The sequence below is a fragment of the Chryseobacterium kimseyorum genome (genome assembly GCF_025971945.1).
Taxonomy (GTDB): Bacteria; Bacteroidota; Bacteroidia; order Flavobacteriales; family Weeksellaceae; genus Chryseobacterium; species Chryseobacterium kimseyorum.
Genome location: NZ_JAPDHW010000018.1, coordinates 14,641 through 31,402, shown reverse-complemented (window position 1 = coordinate 31,402; position 16,762 = coordinate 14,641). Strand labels below are relative to the sequence as shown.

15 protein-coding genes are annotated in these 16,762 nt (G+C 37.4%); 12 read left to right on the top strand and 3 right to left on the bottom strand.

What is annotated here, in order from left to right:
- Nucleotides 1-97 precede the first annotated feature (97 nt).
- The 10 genes from OMO38_RS17870 to OMO38_RS17825 all read left to right on the top strand — a co-directional run bounded on the left by OMO38_RS17870 (nucleotide 98) and on the right by OMO38_RS17825 (nucleotide 12,034).
- Entirely contained in the window at nucleotides 98-1,738 is a 1,641-nt protein-coding gene (locus tag OMO38_RS17870; protein WP_264751548.1) for a glycoside hydrolase family 43 protein, read from the top strand.
- Between the two features lie 168 nt (nucleotides 1,739-1,906).
- Nucleotides 1,907-2,734, top strand: coding sequence for a rhamnogalacturonan acetylesterase (locus OMO38_RS17865; protein ID WP_264751547.1), 828 nt, complete (start codon nucleotides 1,907-1,909; stop codon nucleotides 2,732-2,734).
- Nucleotides 2,735-2,744: 10 nt separating this feature from the next.
- A complete protein-coding gene (locus tag OMO38_RS17860; RefSeq protein WP_264751546.1) occupies nucleotides 2,745-4,406 on the top strand; it encodes a glycoside hydrolase family 28 protein in 1,662 nt (553 codons plus the stop codon).
- A 301-nt stretch (nucleotides 4,407-4,707) separates the two neighbouring features.
- Nucleotides 4,708-5,613 carry an alpha/beta hydrolase gene (locus tag OMO38_RS17855; protein WP_264751545.1) on the top strand — a complete coding sequence of 302 codons (906 nt, stop codon included), beginning with the start codon at nucleotides 4,708-4,710 and terminating at the stop codon, nucleotides 5,611-5,613.
- Between the two features lie 262 nt (nucleotides 5,614-5,875).
- Nucleotides 5,876-6,853 (top strand): pectinesterase family protein, encoded by a 978-nt coding sequence (locus OMO38_RS17850; RefSeq protein ID WP_264751544.1) that lies wholly within the window; start codon nucleotides 5,876-5,878, stop codon nucleotides 6,851-6,853.
- Nucleotides 6,854-7,123: 270 nt separating this feature from the next.
- Entirely contained in the window at nucleotides 7,124-7,861 is a 738-nt protein-coding gene (locus OMO38_RS17845; RefSeq protein WP_264751543.1) for a rhamnogalacturonan acetylesterase, read from the top strand.
- Between the two features lie 292 nt (nucleotides 7,862-8,153).
- The gene (locus OMO38_RS17840) at nucleotides 8,154-8,495 is read left to right on the top strand and encodes a cupin domain-containing protein (RefSeq protein WP_056075351.1); all 342 of its coding nucleotides are present in this window, start codon (nucleotides 8,154-8,156) and stop codon (nucleotides 8,493-8,495) included.
- Between the two features lie 60 nt (nucleotides 8,496-8,555).
- Complete coding sequence (locus OMO38_RS17835; RefSeq protein WP_264751542.1) at nucleotides 8,556-9,455, top strand: alpha/beta hydrolase; 900 nt, start codon at nucleotides 8,556-8,558, stop codon at nucleotides 9,453-9,455.
- Between the two features lie 334 nt (nucleotides 9,456-9,789).
- On the top strand, nucleotides 9,790-10,695 hold the full coding sequence (locus OMO38_RS17830; protein WP_264751541.1) for an alpha/beta hydrolase: 906 nt from the start codon (nucleotides 9,790-9,792) through the stop codon (nucleotides 10,693-10,695).
- 49 nt (nucleotides 10,696-10,744) lie between these two features.
- Nucleotides 10,745-12,034, top strand: coding sequence for a nucleoside hydrolase-like domain-containing protein (locus OMO38_RS17825; RefSeq protein ID WP_264751540.1), 1,290 nt, complete (start codon nucleotides 10,745-10,747; stop codon nucleotides 12,032-12,034).
- A gap of 276 nt (nucleotides 12,035-12,310) precedes the next feature.
- Here OMO38_RS17825 and pelA read toward each other — a convergent pair whose 3' ends face one another.
- The gene (gene pelA, locus OMO38_RS17820; protein ID WP_264751539.1) at nucleotides 12,311-13,330 is read right to left on the bottom strand and encodes a pectate lyase; all 1,020 of its coding nucleotides are present in this window, start codon (nucleotides 13,328-13,330) and stop codon (nucleotides 12,311-12,313) included.
- 11 nt (nucleotides 13,331-13,341) lie between these two features.
- Nucleotides 13,342-14,526 (bottom strand): DUF4861 domain-containing protein, encoded by a 1,185-nt coding sequence (locus OMO38_RS17815; RefSeq protein ID WP_264751538.1) that lies wholly within the window; start codon nucleotides 14,524-14,526, stop codon nucleotides 13,342-13,344.
- Nucleotides 14,527-14,775: 249 nt separating this feature from the next.
- Between OMO38_RS17815 and OMO38_RS17810 the strand changes: the two genes are divergently transcribed.
- Both OMO38_RS17810 and OMO38_RS17805 read left to right on the top strand, forming a co-directional pair.
- Nucleotides 14,776-15,261, top strand: a complete 486-nt coding sequence (locus OMO38_RS17810) for a hypothetical protein (RefSeq protein ID WP_264751537.1) — start codon at nucleotides 14,776-14,778, stop codon at nucleotides 15,259-15,261.
- A gap of 200 nt (nucleotides 15,262-15,461) precedes the next feature.
- Complete coding sequence (locus tag OMO38_RS17805; protein ID WP_264751536.1) at nucleotides 15,462-16,145, top strand: hypothetical protein; 684 nt, start codon at nucleotides 15,462-15,464, stop codon at nucleotides 16,143-16,145.
- A 110-nt stretch (nucleotides 16,146-16,255) separates the two neighbouring features.
- Here the strand turns inward: OMO38_RS17805 and OMO38_RS17800 are convergent, their stop codons facing one another.
- Nucleotides 16,256-16,696: a cupin domain-containing protein gene (locus OMO38_RS17800; protein ID WP_264751535.1), complete on the bottom strand. Its 441-nt coding sequence runs from the start codon at nucleotides 16,694-16,696 to the stop codon at nucleotides 16,256-16,258.
- Nucleotides 16,697-16,762: the final 66 nt, after the last annotated feature.

Genomic DNA, 16,762 nt, shown 5'->3' with positions numbered 1-16,762 from the left:
CGCTTTTGCGAACTAAAAGTATGCAGAGCAACTTTAAAAAAATCTTTGTCCCAAAATTTCGGGATTAAAAATCTAAACAGATCAAAAATCTGATTTTATGACAAACAAAATTTTAAATATACTTTCAATCACCGCATTTTCCATTGCATCAACATACTTAAACGCACAGGAAAAACCCTACGTTTCAGAAGTCTGGACTGCCGATCAGGGGAAAAACTTCAGAAACCCGATCTTATACGCAGATTATTCAGATCCAGACGTTACGCGCGTTGGCGATGATTATTATATGACCGCTTCAAGTTTCAACGAAGCTCCGGGATTGCCTATTCTTCATTCAAAAGATATGGTCAACTGGAAATTGGTGAACTATGCAATTCAGGATGTTTTGCCGAAAGAGCATTTCTCCGTTCCAAGAAGAGGTGATGCGGTTTGGGCACCAAGTATACGTTTCCACAAAGGGGAATTCTATATTTACTGGGGCGACCCGGATTTCGGAATTTACATGGTAAAAACCAAAGATCCGCTTGGAAAATGGGACGAACCCGTTTTGGTCATGGAAGGAAAAGGTTTAATCGATTCCTGCCCGTTCTGGGATGAAGATGGACAGGCCTATTTGGTTCATGGTTGGGCTGGAAGCCGTGCCGGTGTGAAAAGTATTTTGTCTTTAAACAAAATGAATCCTGAAGGAACAAAAGTTTTGGATAAAGGCGTTCATATTTTCGACGGTCACGATGCTCATCCGACCGTTGAAGGTCCAAAAATGTATAAAAGAAACGGCTATTATTATGTTTTCGCTCCGGCGGGCGGTGTGGCTACAGGTTGGCAGTTAGTTTTAAGATCAAAAAATATTTACGGTCCTTACGAAGAGAAAATTGTTCTCGAACAGGGCAAAACAAAAATAAACGGTCCGCATCAGGGAGCTTGGGTAGATACCCCTTCAGGTGAAGACTGGTTCTACCATTTCCAGGACGTGGATGCGGGAGGAAGAATCGTGCATTTGCAGCCGATGAAATGGGAAAAAGACTGGCCTGTAATGGGAATCGACAACGATAAAAACGGAATCGGTGAACCGGTTTTAACGTATAAAAAGCCAAACGTCGGGAAAACCTATCCTATCGTAACTCCAGCTGAAACAGATGAGTTTGATGGTGAAAAATTAGGTCTGCAGTGGCAATGGAGCGCCAACGAAAACATCGTTTGGTCATCCAAACTTCCCGGACAGAAATTCCTGAGATTATTCTCCATGAAAATGGGAGAAAACGATAAAAACCTTTGGAATGTCCCGAATCTTCTGACTCAAAAATTTCCGGCTCCAAATTTTGTGGCGTCCACTAAAGTTAAGTTGACTCCCGAAGATGCCAAAGAAGGAAAAACTGCCGGTCTTTTGGTTATGGGAATGGATCACGCATCGCTTATTATCACCAACAAAACCGATGGATATTATGTTCAGTTGAGAAAAGCTGAAAAGGCTGAAAAAGGTGGAGAGGAAAAAGTTTTGTTTGAAACCAAATTAAAAGGAAACGAAGCCTATTTTAAAGTAAACGTTAGCGAACCGAATGGAATTTGCACGTTTAGCTACAGCGAAAACGGAAAGAATTTCATCAAAGTGGGCGAACCATTTCAGGCAAAACCAGGAAAATGGATTGGTGCGAAAGTGGGATTGTATTCTGTAAGTACACAGAAAGCAAACCGCGGTGGATACGCAGATTTTGAATATTTTAGAATAACAAAAAATTAGATATTGCCCACAGATCTCACGGATTTTCACAGATAAATCCTGATCAAAAATCTGTCTGATTCGCTGAGTCTGCAGAGGAAAAAAGGCTACAAAACCTAACGGGTTTTGAAAACCCGTTAGGTTTGTAAAATCAAAAGTTAAAAAAATTTGTGCTTGATAATTTCAATAATGAACAAAACATTTAATCATATCATTTTATTTTTAGTTGCCGCACTTCTTTTGTCGTCATGTCAGTCGCAAAATGCAGTTGCTAAAAATAGATCCGATAAAAAAGTCACCAGCATTTTCCTCATCGGCGATTCTACAATGGCCGATTACACGGGAAATTATGAGCCTGGCAAAGATTATATGAAAGTTCGTTATCCCGTTACTGGATGGGGACAGGTTTTTCAGCCGTTTTTTGTGAAAGACAGTCTGAAAGGTTTGACGTCATTAAAAGATTCGGTAAAAATCATCGACCGTGCGCACGGCGGAAGAAGCACAAGAACATTCTTTCAGGAAGGAAGATGGAGATATGTCTATGAAAATTTAAAACCTGGTGACTACGTGATGATGCAGTTCGGTCACAATGACGGTTCAGAAAAACATACAGAACGTTACGTGAATATCGAAGGGTACAAAGAATTTTTAAGATTATTCGTTACTCAAACCATTCAGAAAGGCGGCAAACCCATAATCATCACTCCGGTTGCAAGAAACTTCCCATGGAAAGATGGGAAACTGGAAAATGTACATGGTGAATATTGGCAGGCTCCAATCGATATTGCTAAGGAAATGAATGTTCCGCATATCGATTTAAACAAAATATCTATGGATTTTTTCACCAAAAAAGGTCAGGATTATGCGAGCAGTCATTATTTTATGAATCTTCCTGAAGGCGTGTATGAAGCATATCCTAAAGGCAATAAAGACAATACCCATTTTCAGCCGGAAGGAGCAAAAGTGGTGGCACAGATGGTGTTCACAGAATTTAAAAATATAATTAAAACTAAATAATAAAGAAATAATGAAGAAGTCATTCAAAATAATAGGTCTTGTCGCGGCAATGATGTTTTCGGGACAGTTCTATGCTCAGAATACAGATATTTACAAAGGAATTGAGTTTAAAATGCCAAAAGTGGCAGAAACTTCTTTCGCAGCAAATACCGTATCGATCAAAGATTTCGGTGGTGTTGCAGGTGGAAGTGTGAAAAATACAGAAGCTTTCAAAAAAGCAATCGACGCTTTGGTGAAAAAAGGTGGCGGTAAACTGGTGGTTCCAAGAGGACTTTGGTTAACCGGACCCATCGTTTTACAGAGCAACATTAACCTTCATGTGGAAGATGGTGCGATGATTATTTTCAGCACAGACAAGAGCGATTATCCTTTGGTAGACGTGAGTTTTGAAGGTTTAAATACCATCCGTTGTCAGTCTCCGATCTCTGCGAGAAATGCGAAAAATATCGCGATTACAGGAAAAGGTGTGATTGACGGAAGCGGTGATGCATGGAGAGCTGTGAAAAAATCGAAATTATCTGAAGTGGAATGGAAAAAATTCGTTGCATCAGGCGGAATCGTTTCCAAAGACGGAAAAACCTGGTACCCTTCAGAAAGCTACAAAAAAGGATTTGAAGGCAGCTCAAGTTTCAACGTTCCCGATAAAATCAACAAATCTGAACTGGAATCTGTGAAAGATTTCCTTCGTCCGGTAATGGTGAGCATCGTAGGTTGCGATCAGGTACTTTTGGATGGCCCGACTTTCCAGAATTCTCCGGCATGGAACCTTCACCCATTAATGACTTCCAATTTAATTTTAAGAAATCTTACCGTTAGAAACCCTTGGTATTCTCAAAACGGTGACGGTGTAGATTTGGAATCGTGCAAAAATGTTCTGATCTACGACAATACTTTCGATGTGGGAGACGATGCGATCTGCATTAAATCCGGAAAAAATGAAGACGGTAGAAAAAGAGGAATGCCTACTGAAAACGTAATCATCAAAAATAATATGGTATATCATGGTCACGGTGGTTTTGTAATCGGAAGTGAAATGTCTGGTGGAGCAAGAAATATGCATGTTTCAGACTGTACTTTTATCGGAACAGACATTGGTCTACGTTTCAAAACAACCCGTGGACGAGGTGGAGTCGTTGAAAATATTTATATCAAAAACATCGATATGATCAACATTCCGACGCAGACGATCGGTTTCAATATGTTTTACGAAGGTGCTTCTCCTGTTTTGGAGGACGGACAAAAAGCGGAAGGAAACAAAGCTCCGGAAAAAACATATCCAGTGACTGAGGAAACGCCTGTTTTCAGAAATATCTACTTTAAAAATATCACGGCAACGAATTCTGACGAAGCGATTACTTTATTCGGTCTGGCAGAAATGAACCTTAAAAATATCGTGATTGAAGATTCTCAGTTCGAAACTAAAAAAGGACTGAGCATCGTAGACGCAGACGGAATTCAGCTTAAAAACGTAAAACTTAAATATTCTGAAGGAACTGGAGCAACAATTTACAACAGTAAAAACGTAGATCTTTCTTCCCTTCAGCTGGAATCAATTCAAAAACCAACCATTAAAGTTTTAGGAGCAAAAACCACATCGGTAAAACTTCCGAAAGACGTAAAAGGTGAGCAACTGAGTATCTCGAAAGAGATTGCGAAGAACGCGGTTAAATAATTTGAGATTTGACGTTTGAGATTTGTGATTCTGGATTCGGGGTTCCGCGATTGCGATTCGGATTTTTGGATTCGGGATATGGGCGCACAGGAAAAATTTTAATTTTTCAACTAATGTGTTCTAAATATTCTCAAACATTTAAACTTAAAGTTAACTAATGTGTCAAAAACTTTTGTGGTTAGATCAAACTTTTTTGAACTTGTATTTTCAAGGTTTTAAACTTAAAAATTGCGAAAATCTTTTGTGACTTTTGTGGTTAAACTAAAAAGTTGCGGTTGAACAAAACCAAATTAATTTAAAAATGAGTTTTCACAAACTATATTTTCTTTTTGTTTTTTTTGTAGGAGCAACAGCATTCGGTCAGACAAAGCCGAATGCTACTCCTTACACAAACGAAGCAACATACGAAAAACTTAAAAAGAAACATCCGTTCATCACTCCTTTGAACAGACCGGTTCCGCCCAACATCGGGATCGATAAAGATGTAGAGTATGCCAACATCAACGGACTTTCCCTGAAAGCCGACATTTACTATCCTCTCGATAAATCCAAAAAACATCCTGCAATCGCAATGGTTCACGGTGGTGGCTGGATTTCAGGAAGCAAGGAAAATGAAAAATACATGGCTCAGGAATTGGCCGCGAAAGGATATGTTGCTATTGCAGTCGGTTACCGATTGAGCGAAGTAGCAAAATATCCTGCAGCGATTGATGATGTCAATAATGCCATTGAATATTTAAAGAAAAACAAAAAGAAATATGCTGTAGACACCAAAAAGATCGCAATTTTAGGCGAATCTGCGGGTGCCCAGATCGCCACTTTGGTCGGAGTAAAATCTAAAGGAAAAATAAAAGCGATTGTGAATGTAGATGGTGTGGTTTCATTTATTCATGAAGAATCCGGAAAAGAAGGAACTTACGACGCTTTTTGGCTGGGTTATGCCCACAAAGACAATCCTGAAATCTGGAGAGATGCTTCCCCATTGGAATTCGTGGACAAAAATACGCCTCCTACTCTATTTATCAACTCTTCACAACCCCGTTTTCACGCAGGAAGAGATGACATGATGAAAAAACTAAAAAGCTACGGAACTTTCACAGAATTTCACGAAATCAAAGACACTCCGCACTCCTTTTGGTCTGCCGAACCGTGGTTTACAGAAACTTTAAATCTGACGCTGGAGTTTTTAGATAAGACTTTGAAATAATGTTAGTCAAGGCAAAGGTTAGGTTAATTTCACCGTTGAATTGGCTTAGGAGTTTGGAACGTTAAGAAAATTTAAAATAAAGCCGTTAAAAAATTCCCACTGTTTGAGTGCGGCAAAAATTATCTAAATAAATGAAATTTTCAATCCGCACGAGTTTGGGAATTTTAGGATTTACTTTAAATTTTTAGTGGAAAAATCCAGCCTTGAATTTTTGGTTCTTTTGTTTCAAGACAAAAGAACATTAAAGCAAAATAATTTTTCAATGAAAAAAATATTTTTAATACTCTTCATTTCCATCACCAATTTTTTATTGGCCGGAACTGATCCCTACATCACAGTGACCGTTGCAAAAGATGGCAGCGGGCAATTTACTTCCATTCAAAAAGCAATTACATCGATCCGAGATTTAGGTCCGGGTGAAGCTTTGGTTAAAATAAAAGCTGGAACGTACAATGAGAAGATCGTCATTCCATCTTCAAAACATAAGATTACTTTACAGGGCGACAGTAAGGAAAATACCATCATTACCAACGACGACTATTCAGGAAAACTGGATGCTTTGAATGAGAAAATGACCACTTTCAATTCATACACACTTTTGGTGATGTCAGATGATGTTAAAATTTCAAATCTAACCATTAAAAATGCTTCATGCAATCAGGGACAGGCTGTTGCACTTCATGTGGAAGGTGACCGTTTTAACATCAAAAATTCCAATATTTTGGGATGTCAGGACACTGTTTATACCGGTGGAAATCACAGCAGACAATATTATGAAAACTGTTTTATTGAAGGAACAACCGACTTTATTTTCGGTTCGGCAACCGTGGTTTTCAAAAACTGTACGATAAAAAGTTTAGCCAATTCTTACATTACTGCGGCATCAACTGATCAGTCTAAAAGTTTTGGATATGTATTTTTTGACTGTAAATTAATTGCCAAAGAAGGCATAAACAAAGTATTTTTAGGAAGACCGTGGAGATCTTACGCAAGAACCGTTTTCATCAATACCGAAATGGGCAACCACATCCTTCCTGAAGGCTGGAACCCATGGAAAGGCGACAAAATGTTCCCGGATAAAGATAAAACCGCATACTACGCAGAATACAAAAGCAAAGGCGAAGGCGGAAAAACCGACAACCGTGTAGCCTGGTCGCATCAGCTGACAAAAAAGGAAGCAAAAAAATACACGATCAAAAGCATTTTCGGAGACTGGAATCCGTATATGAGTAATAAGTAATTGGTAATGAGCAATCTCAAAGCCATCTAAATATAACAGTTAGTATTAGCGATGTCACGCTGAGCCTGTCGAAGCATTTCACAATAATAAAATCATACAATGAAAAGATATTTTACCGCAAAAGAAACAAAAGACGTTTGAGAATGATAGACAATCAAAAGTTTGCAAAATGTAAAAGTTTCATTTTGCAAACTCTTGACAGTTTTATTCTTTAATTATTTTTTGATTCTTTTGCGGTTTAAAATTTTTCACATTAAATAAAAAATTAAAATGAAAAAAATACTTTTAGTCCTAAGCATCATAATTTCAACATTATCGATTGCTCAGAAAAAACCAACCTTATTTTTAATCGGCGACTCTACGATGTCCAATAAAGACAATCCTGATAAAAATCCGGAACACGGTTGGGGACAGGTTTTAGGACAATTTTTAACTCCAAATATTGAACTTCAAAATCATGCAATGAATGGCAGAAGCTCAAAAAGTTTCAGAACAGAAGGCCGCTGGAACAAAGTTGAAAAGCAATTGAAAAAAGGTGATTTTGTAATCATTCAGTTCGGTCATAATGATCAGAAACTGAAAGATTCAACGAAATTTACCAATCCACATACGCAGTACAGAGCCAATCTGGAAAGGTATGTGAATGAAACAAGAGCAAAAGGGGCAACACCTATTCTGATGACCTCGATTACCAGAAGAAACTTCAACGAAAACGGAGTCTTAATTGATACCCACACAGATTATCCTTTGGTGGTAAGAATGGTGGCGAATGATATGAAAGTTGCATTTGTAGACATGCAGTTACTGACCGAACAGATGGAAATCGCTGCGGGTCCTGAAAAATCAAAATTATTGCATTTGTATTTCAAAGCAGGAGAAAATCCATATTATGATAAAGATAAAGCAGATGATACACACTTATCAAGATTAGGTGCTGAAACTGTTGCTAAACTTGCGGTAAAATCTTTGAAAGATTTGAAAACAGGTTTGGAAAAGTATATTAAGTAGTTGAATCAATTAAGGACATAGGAAAGTGGAGCGTTAAGAAAATTTAAATTCAATCCGTCAAAAAATTTCCACTGTCTGAGTGCGGCTAAGATTATCTTTAGATGAACCATTTTGAATCCGCACGAAACCTAGCGAAGCGGTTCGACGAACAGAGAGAGTCAATTTGGAAATTTTAGGATATAATTTAAATTTTTAGCGGAAGTTTCCAGGTCTTGAACTTTTGGTTCTTTTGTTTGACTACGCCGAATCTGCGATTTCAAGACAAAAGAACATTAATAAAAATCAATTAGAAATGAATTTCAAAAAAGAACCATTTTTCGATGGCAATACCGAATGGGAAGATTTGGGAGCCGGTGTTTCCAGACAGTTTGTGGGATACAACTCTCAGGTCATGATGGTCATCGTTAAATTTGAAAAAGATGCTATTGGAGCTGTACATCAGCATTTTCATTCTCAAATCACGTATGTGGCTGAAGGAAAGTTTGAAGTAAGCGTAGACGGCGAAACCAAAATCCTGCAGAAAGGTGACGGATTTTTTGCACAACCCAATATTTTCCATGGTGTAAAATGTCTTGAAGCTGGTCAGTTGATAGATGCATTTACACCGTTTAGAGAGGATTTTCTGAAAGATTAAATTTTATAAAATTAAACCTCATAGGTTTCGAAAACCTATGAGGTTTCTTATTTAACGCCAATGAAAAAAGTATTTTTTTTAATCATTATTTTCCTTTTCATCCAGTTTTCAGCTCAGGAAAAAATATCGTTTTGGCCTAAAGGCGAAATGCCCAATTCAAAAATTTTAGCATCAAAGACCAAAAAGAAAAAAGAACTGGCAGAACTGAAAGAAGCTGAACTTTTTGCTTTTCTGCCTCCCGTGAAGGAGAGAAATCAGAAGTCCGTCATCATCATTCCCGGCGGCGGTTATTCAAAACTGACTTATGATGAAGGGGCTTTTCAGATTGCAAAATGGATGAACACTTTGGGGATTTCGGCGTTTGTTTTAAATTACAGATTGCCAACTTCGTCCGATTTAATTCAAAGAGAAATTGCGCCTTTGCAGGATATTCAGGCTGCCATCAAATACATCAGAAAAAATTCGGCACAATGGGGAATTTCTCCCGATCTGGTGGGCGTTGTGGGAACCTCAGCAGGCGGACATTTGGCGACAATGGCGAGCAATATTTCTAAAGATTACACAGAATTAACAGGCGATTGGGAAAGCATTTCCACCACTCCAAACTTTGCCGTTCTTTTCTGTCCGGTTATTGATATGGGTGAATATGCTCACAAAGGAAGCCGCAACAGCTTGCTGGGCGAAAACGCTTCTCCAGAAAAAATTAAGGAATTTTCCATGCAGAATCTGGTGACCGATAAAACGCCGCCAACGATTTTGTTTCACAATCAGGACGATACGGCCGTTCCGCCGATGAACAGCATTTTGTATTTCAAGGCGATGACGAAAAATAAAGTGAAAGGTGCCATGTTTATTTTCCCGAAAGGTGGCCACCGGTTTTTTGTAACCGATAAAGACCCGATCAATGAAAACTGGAAAAAACTGTGTGCAGACTGGCTTTTGAGTATTGGTAATAAGTAGTGAGTAATTTAAAAATAGATTTATGAGAAGTTGATTTGGGCAGCTTTTCCGCCTTCCACTCCCGCTTTTTTGCTCGTCGTTCCTCCCGGCAAAAAGAGCTCCGTTCAAGTCGGGCTGCAAATTTGTCATCAAAACAAAATTTGTCTTTAACCGACAATAATTCAGATTAAAAAAAAACGAATGTCCACAATTTGTCATTATGAAGAACACTGTATTTCTTTGTTAAGTTTACGCCTTTGTGTAACTTAATAATCGGTCAGCATTTTAAATTCTTTGTTTGGCTTTGCGTTAAATTAAAGATTATAATCAACTGCGGATTTTAAAAAAAATAACAATGAAAAACATCATCCTTATATTCAGCATATTTATTGGAATTCAAATTTCTGCCCAGCAAAAAATAACCGTCTGGCCGAAAGGTGAAATGCCTAATTCCAAAGGTTTAAAATTAAACATCATTGAAGAAAAAGAAGGCCGGATTACCCAAATTCAGGAAGCTGAACTCTTTGCTTTTCTTCCAGCCAAAGAAGAACGAAAAAAAATGGCTATCATTATCATTCCTGGCGGTGGTTACAGACATTTGACCTATGACCTGGGTGGATATTCCTACGCAAAATGGCTCAACACTTTAGGAATTTCAGCATTTGTTTTAAACTACCGATTACCCACGTCTCCGGATTTAAAACAGAGAGAAATCGGTCCGTTGCAGGACATTCAGGCTGCGATAAAATTGATCAGAAAAAATGCAGCTCAATATGGAATTTCACCTGACCAAATCGGAGTTTTGGGAACTTCTGCAGGCGGACATTTAGCTGCAATGGCTTGCAATATTTCAGGCGATTACACTGAATTGAAAGGCGATTGGACAAGTATTTCCACCGTTCCCAATTTTGCCATTTTGGTTTCTCCAGTAATTGATCTGGGAGAATTTGCTCATAAAGGAAGCCGTGTAAATCTTTTAGGAGAAAATGCTACCGATGAAAAGATTAAAGAATATTCAATGCAGAATCGCGTGACCGAAAAAACTCCGCCGACCATTTTATTTCATGCTCAGAATGACAATGCCGTACCCGTTATCAACTCAATTTTATACTACGAGGCGATGATTAAAAATAAAGTAAAAGGAGCCATGTTCATCTTTCCGGAAGGTGAGCATAATATTGGAATTTCCAATAAAACTGAACTGACGGATAACTGGAAGAAAATTTGCGCGGACTGGCTCAAAAACATAAGTGATAAGTAATATTAAGAATGACTTGTTACATTCTACTGATACAATTTTAAAGAATACAATGAAAAAACTAATTATAATTTCGCTGATTTTTTGGTCAATTGATTTTTTCCATGCACAAAAACAAAATTCCGAAAAGCCCCGGATTTTAATCAGCACAGACATTGGCGGAACGGATCCCGATGACAATCAGTCGATGATCCATTTGCTGATGTATGCGGATAAATTCAATATTGAAGGGTTGGTTTCCTCACCGTCTTTCGGAAACGGAAGCAAAGATGAAATTTTAAAAATGATTGGTCTGTACGAGAAAGATCTTCCAAAACTAAAAAAACACAGTTCAGGTTTTCCTACTCCAAAATATCTGCGATCCATTTCTAAACAGGGATTGCGTGGAAATGCACCTTATGAAGGATATTCAAAACCTACCGAAGGTTCAGAATGGATTATTAAATCTGCCAGAAAAAAATCAGCTCAGCCGCTTTATGTTTTGGTTTGGGGCGGATTGGAAGATGTCGCTCAGGCTTTGCACGATGCTCCGGATATTCAGAATAAGATTAAAATCTACTGGATCGGCGGACCCAACAAAAAATGGAGCGCCAATTCCTATTCTTACATCGCAAAGAACTTTCCTGATCTTTGGTTTATTGAAGCCAATTCGACGTATTATGCTTTCTTCTCTAAAAATGATGATCCTAATATTCTGAAAAGCACCGAATATTATGACCGATACATCAAGGGTTATGGAGCGATGGGGAAAGATTTCAAAAATTATTATAAAGGCGAGATTAAAATGGGCGACAGTCCTACCCTATTTTATCTGATGCAAGGCAACTCCAATGATCCTACCGGAGAAAGCTGGGGCGGAAGTTTTGAAAAAATCAACCGAAGTGCGCAGGTTATTGTTGACGGTGCCAAAGGAAGTTCTGAGGACATTGCTTTTTGTTCGTTGATTGAATTTCGTTTTAAAGGTCCTGTTTTAAAAGAAAATCCTGTCTCTGCACCTTTTCACATGGAAACGATGCACAAAAAAGATGTTCAGAAATGGGCGGGTTCTTATCTTGGTGACGGAAATTATGCTTTGAAATATGTCCCGAAAGGTGCAGAAGTTTTGACTTACAAATTTGTATCAGAAATTCCTGAACTGAACGGTCATGAAGGCAAATTAAATATCGTCAATATTTGGCCGGGAAAGGAAAACCCTACCGATATTCCATTAGGAAATATGTGGTTTTCTGATCAGTCTGATCCGAAACTGTATGAAGGAAAATTTCAGGGTGGAAAAACGATCTCAAAATGGAAAAATGATATTCTTCTGGATTGGGCGAAACGTTGGGAATGGCTGAAGTAGTTTGCCACGGATGCACTAATTTTTGATACTTGAATTTTTGTGCATTTTAGCGAAATGAGTTCCCACGGATCTCACAGATGATTGCACAAAAAAAAATCTGTGTAAATCTGCGGAATCTGTGGGGAATTAAACATTTATTTCTCCTCTTTTTTGAACTTTGGTTTAATGAAAAATCTGCTATCGATAACTAAATAAAAAATCCTGACGCATATTTGCTTCAGGATTTTTATTGCTATCAAACCTCATAGGTTTTGAAAACCTATGAGGTTTCTGAAATTATTGTGTCAATTTATTTCGCTTCAGCCATTTCGGAAACTCATTTTCAATCAGTTTTATTCCCGCCTCATTGTACCAGCTGTAGCCCATTCTGCGCTCTTCTGAAACCTCTTCATAATTGAATTTCACACTTCCATCACGGTCTCCGAAAACAGGTTTATTGGTCGGAATATCATAAAATCTTGCCCAAACTGCAGAACCTTCTTTCTTACTCAACGTACGGATGGCCTTATCACTTTCTCTCGAAACATTGTAGGTATAACCGTCAATTTTGCTTTCTTTAAACCACTGAATAGCTGATCTGATTGACTTCTCAATTTCGGGCGTTACAGGCTGCAACATCAGAAATTTCACAATGTTTACCGATTCTCCTGTGGCTAATGACATCGGTTCAAAAGCTCTGGCCTTTTCCGGAACTAAAGTAACTTCATTATACTGATCTGCCCAAATCGATAATTTTCCATTTTGCAGAACCTGAGTTTTCAGAACGCAAGCAATTCCCTTTTGCAAAGCCACTTTCGACTTTTCTTTCAACTGAGAACTCACCGCATCAAAGCCTTCTTTTCCTTCAGAAATATTGTACAGAATCGTCAGCACATTAATCATCGCATTGTCGTTGTACGTCACCTGTTTTCTGTAAATCGCAGAGTTCGGGAAGTACTGCGGGAAACCTCCATTTTCGTACTGCATCGAAAGCAAGTACTCAATTCCTTTTTCGGCTGCTTTCAGATAGGCAGGATTTTTTGTGGTGCTGTATGCGTTAATCAAACCGTTAATCTCCTTTGAGGTTGCGTTATTATCAATGGTTGCGAGATTATTGTCTCCGGCTTTAATGATTTTTAAAAGTTTAGGATCAATCTTTTTCTTATAATCCACCTCTTTTTTATTGCTCATATGTTTTCCCCAACCACCGTTCGGAAGCTGATAGACCATCATTTTTTCGGCCAAAGTATCTTTTACCTGAGCAGAAAATGTGGCTGTCATTAAACAGAATGATGCTATTTTGAATTTTAAATTCATTATTATTTTAATTATTTAATCGTAATTACTAACGGATTGGCAACTATTTTCGCCTGCTTCTCTAAAAGATTTTCCCAATCTTTCTGTGTCTGAATCTGTCCGCTTTTCTGCCATGCAAATCCTGCGTAATAGGTCAGCTTTTTCTGAGGTTTCGTGACAACCAGCAGATTACTCTGATCCGGAGTTTCAGATTTGAAAGCTACAGATTTCTGAACAATTTTTGGATCTACCACAATTCCTTCACCCACAAAGGCATCATCGATTTTTTCCCAGTGCAGATAGTACCCATTTTTGTCATTCAGCTTAGATTCGCCTTCGTTTTTATGAAGAGAAATTCCGACCGTGTAATTCGGAACAGGTTTTTCAGTTTCAAAAGTCGATTCGAACTTAGAAAAATTGGAACCTAAATCAAGTGAAATTCTTTTGGTCTCTTTCACACCAAACTCACTCCATGGTGCATACGTCAGTTCAAAAACGGTTCTCAACGGACCTTCAGCGATAGTTTTTGAAGTCACAAAATTCTGCGAAACCTCCAGTTTTTCATCTTTCCAAATCCCAATTCCGCCCGTTCCACGGCTGTCTCCAACGTGATACGGATCGTAGCCTTCGCCTCTCGTGTCTTTGTGATAATACATCGGATCGGTCAGATAACCTTTGTACCATTCGTTGATGACAGATTTTTCGGTTCTTTTAAACCAGATATCGACTCCGCTGGAAAGTGTGCTTCCCTTCACTTTTGCCAAAGCTTCTGCCTGACCTTTCGGACCATAAACCCTGAACGCAACCCTGTCGTTTTCCCAAGTGTAATCATCTACTCTTTCCGGAACCAGTCTGGAATACGTGGTTACCTGACTTTCAGGAACCGGCGTGTTGGCATCTGCTAAAATCGTATATGAATTTGTTTTCTTGGCATCGAGTTTCGCCTGAAAAAGAAGTTCATCATTTTTCCCGTCGCCGTCATTATCAATCCACTGAATGGGAAGATATTGGTTTTGGGCATCTTTTACTCTTAAATCTTCCGCTTTATTTTTACCTAAAAATGCTTTCAACTGCTTCGCTGAAACAGAAACGATTTCATTTCTTGCAAAATCCTGAGTATTTTTTACCTGAATTAAAGTCTGTGCATTCATAAAATTTGCAGCAATGCAAACGATTGCACAACTTAAACTCAGTTTTGATATATTTTGTCCGAACATAAAATGTAGTTTTATCAAAAGTAAAGATATTCTGAATAATGGATGAATTTTAAACCTTAAATGTTTCTTAAAAGTCACCTCAAATTTCTCTGTATGTTTTTTCAGTGAAAATTTTTATTTCATCCTACCATTATAAAATTTTTAATATTAAACTGAATTATTAAAATCTGCTAAATTTTTCTAATCTGTGTGAACTTAAATTCCGATATAAATTAAAAATTTCTTATTTTTAAATATTGATTAATTCCAATGAAAGACAATCCCGAATTTTACGAAATACAACGTTTCAGGCAGTGTTGGCTTTGGCTGATCATTCTTTTTGTTCTCGGATTTTCCGCATATAATTCAATCAGTAATGCTGAATTTTTCTCTACTACGGAATTGATTATTTCTTTAGCCATTCCCATTTTAATTTTCTTTTTGTTTTTCATTATTAAATTAGAAACTAAAATTGATGCTCTGGGAATCCGTGTCCGCCTTTACCCATTTCATTTTCAGTTTAAATATTTCCCGTGGAAATCTATAGAGAAAGCTTACATCAGAGAATATTCGCCATTGATGGATTATGGTGGCTGGGGATTACGAATTGTATCTTTCGGAAGAGGAAAAGCCTATAATATTTCAGGAAATATGGGTTTGCAACTGATTTTTAAAGATGGAAAGAAACTGTTGATTGGAACGCAGAAATCGGTGGAGATTAAAAAGTTTATTAAAGAAATTCAAAAATTTAATTAACGTAATTTTACATATAGCGCTAAAATCAGGGCATTTTTGTCATTCCGTAGGAATCTCAACAAAGAAAGCAAAGCAGTCTAGATTCCTACGGAATGACAAACAAAGCGGCAAAACTGAATTATTAAGATCTACAGATTTCAGTAAAAATAAACTAATCTTTACAAAAATTCTTGTTTTTCAATTGATCAGAATCAAATTTAATGAAATACTTTAAAAAATATTTTATCACTTGGTACGTACCAATACTATCTTACTTCATCCCTTACCTCATTTTCCAATTAGGAATGATTCTTAAAAAAGATGAAATAATTGATTTGTCCCTGGCTATTTTCTATTTAAATATTATAGGAAATTTTATTTCTGCCGTTGTGCAAATTGTAATCAAAAAATGGTACTTTCTTGTTCCTCAAATTATGGTATCTGCTTTTCTGTTTTTTTCAGTAGCAATGTATCTTGCATTTTCACCACCCGATTTCTATGGCGCTAATAAAGTAATTCCAAAAAATATAAAATTTGAAATTCCTGCTGAAAAAGAATTGACAGAAAAAGACTTAAAGCAAAACGATTTTAAGTTAGCAGAACTTTCACAGCCTGGAATTTATAATTTCTACACTAATCATCAACCTAACGAATCGGGATATTTTTATATCAAAGCATTTGAAATAACTTCAAACGACAGATTATCTGAAAATAGGATTACAGAGCGTTCGAAAATTGTGGTCGAAAAACCATGTACAAAAATCTACAGCGGAGATTTTACAATTTATGAAGGATCCTGGGACGATCAGTACGGAGCGAGAATTGAACTTTGGTATCATCCCAACAGCAGTTCTGAATATAAAATCATACAGAAAAATTATATTATCGAAGGTTGGATGCGTTGAATCAATCGGCCTTGAAATCAGTTTAAAACAAAATTCCCACCTCTTTCCAGAATCATTCTCTACATTTGCTTCATGAAAATCAATCTATAGAATCCAAAAAGACTTTTCCCTTACTTTAAATCCTTTTTTATCACCAAATATTTCAACTGTCTGTCTCCTGCATTGCTGATTCCATGTTCCGAGTTGGGTGGACAATACAGACTGGTGTTAGGACCCACTTCGACTGTTTTACCATCAAGATAAAATGAAGCCTTACCTTCCAAAATATAAAAAAATTCTTCTTCAGGATGGCGATGCGGCGCGTGCGTAGATTTTCCTGGTTCTACAATGCTCATCTTTAATGTATTTTCTTCAGTAAATTTTTTATCGGCAAACCAATACTGATAACCTGAATTTGTTTTTTTCGCTTTCGACAGATCAAACTCGTTCACACAGTTTTCTATAGTATACTTTGAAGTTTCTGTAGCTGTTGATGTTTTTTGGGCAAATCCCATCTGTTGACACAATAAAGTGAAAACGATGGATGCTGTAAATTGGGTTAATCTTTTCATTATTTGGTAATTATATGAAAAAAAATCGAATTTAAAATATTAAAAATAAAGACTCATTCCCCGAAA

Bases quoted from the DNA above. Each gene is read 5' to 3' on its own strand.
- OMO38_RS17845 (WP_264751543.1), top strand. From the start codon at position 7,124: ATGAAAAAAATACTTTTAGTCCTAAGCATCATAATTTCAACATTATCG.
- OMO38_RS17835 (WP_264751542.1), top strand. From the start codon at position 8,556: ATGAAAAAAGTATTTTTTTTAATCATTATTTTCCTTTTCATCCAGTTT.
- OMO38_RS17870 (WP_264751548.1), top strand. From the start codon at position 98: ATGACAAACAAAATTTTAAATATACTTTCAATCACCGCATTTTCCATT.
- OMO38_RS17830 (WP_264751541.1), top strand. From the start codon at position 9,790: ATGAAAAACATCATCCTTATATTCAGCATATTTATTGGAATTCAAATT.
- OMO38_RS17805 (WP_264751536.1), top strand. From the start codon at position 15,462: ATGAAATACTTTAAAAAATATTTTATCACTTGGTACGTACCAATACTA.
- OMO38_RS17800 (WP_264751535.1), bottom strand. From the start codon at position 16,696: ATGAAAAGATTAACCCAATTTACAGCATCCATCGTTTTCACTTTATTG.
- pelA (WP_264751539.1), bottom strand. From the start codon at position 13,330: ATGAATTTAAAATTCAAAATAGCATCATTCTGTTTAATGACAGCCACA.
- OMO38_RS17840 (WP_056075351.1), top strand. From the start codon at position 8,154: ATGAATTTCAAAAAAGAACCATTTTTCGATGGCAATACCGAATGGGAA.
- OMO38_RS17860 (WP_264751546.1), top strand. From the start codon at position 2,745: ATGAAGAAGTCATTCAAAATAATAGGTCTTGTCGCGGCAATGATGTTT.
- OMO38_RS17815 (WP_264751538.1), bottom strand. From the start codon at position 14,526: ATGTTCGGACAAAATATATCAAAACTGAGTTTAAGTTGTGCAATCGTT.
- OMO38_RS17825 (WP_264751540.1), top strand. From the start codon at position 10,745: ATGAAAAAACTAATTATAATTTCGCTGATTTTTTGGTCAATTGATTTT.
- OMO38_RS17810 (WP_264751537.1), top strand. From the start codon at position 14,776: ATGAAAGACAATCCCGAATTTTACGAAATACAACGTTTCAGGCAGTGT.
- OMO38_RS17850 (WP_264751544.1), top strand. From the start codon at position 5,876: ATGAAAAAAATATTTTTAATACTCTTCATTTCCATCACCAATTTTTTA.
- OMO38_RS17865 (WP_264751547.1), top strand. From the start codon at position 1,907: ATGAACAAAACATTTAATCATATCATTTTATTTTTAGTTGCCGCACTT.
- OMO38_RS17855 (WP_264751545.1), top strand. From the start codon at position 4,708: ATGAGTTTTCACAAACTATATTTTCTTTTTGTTTTTTTTGTAGGAGCA.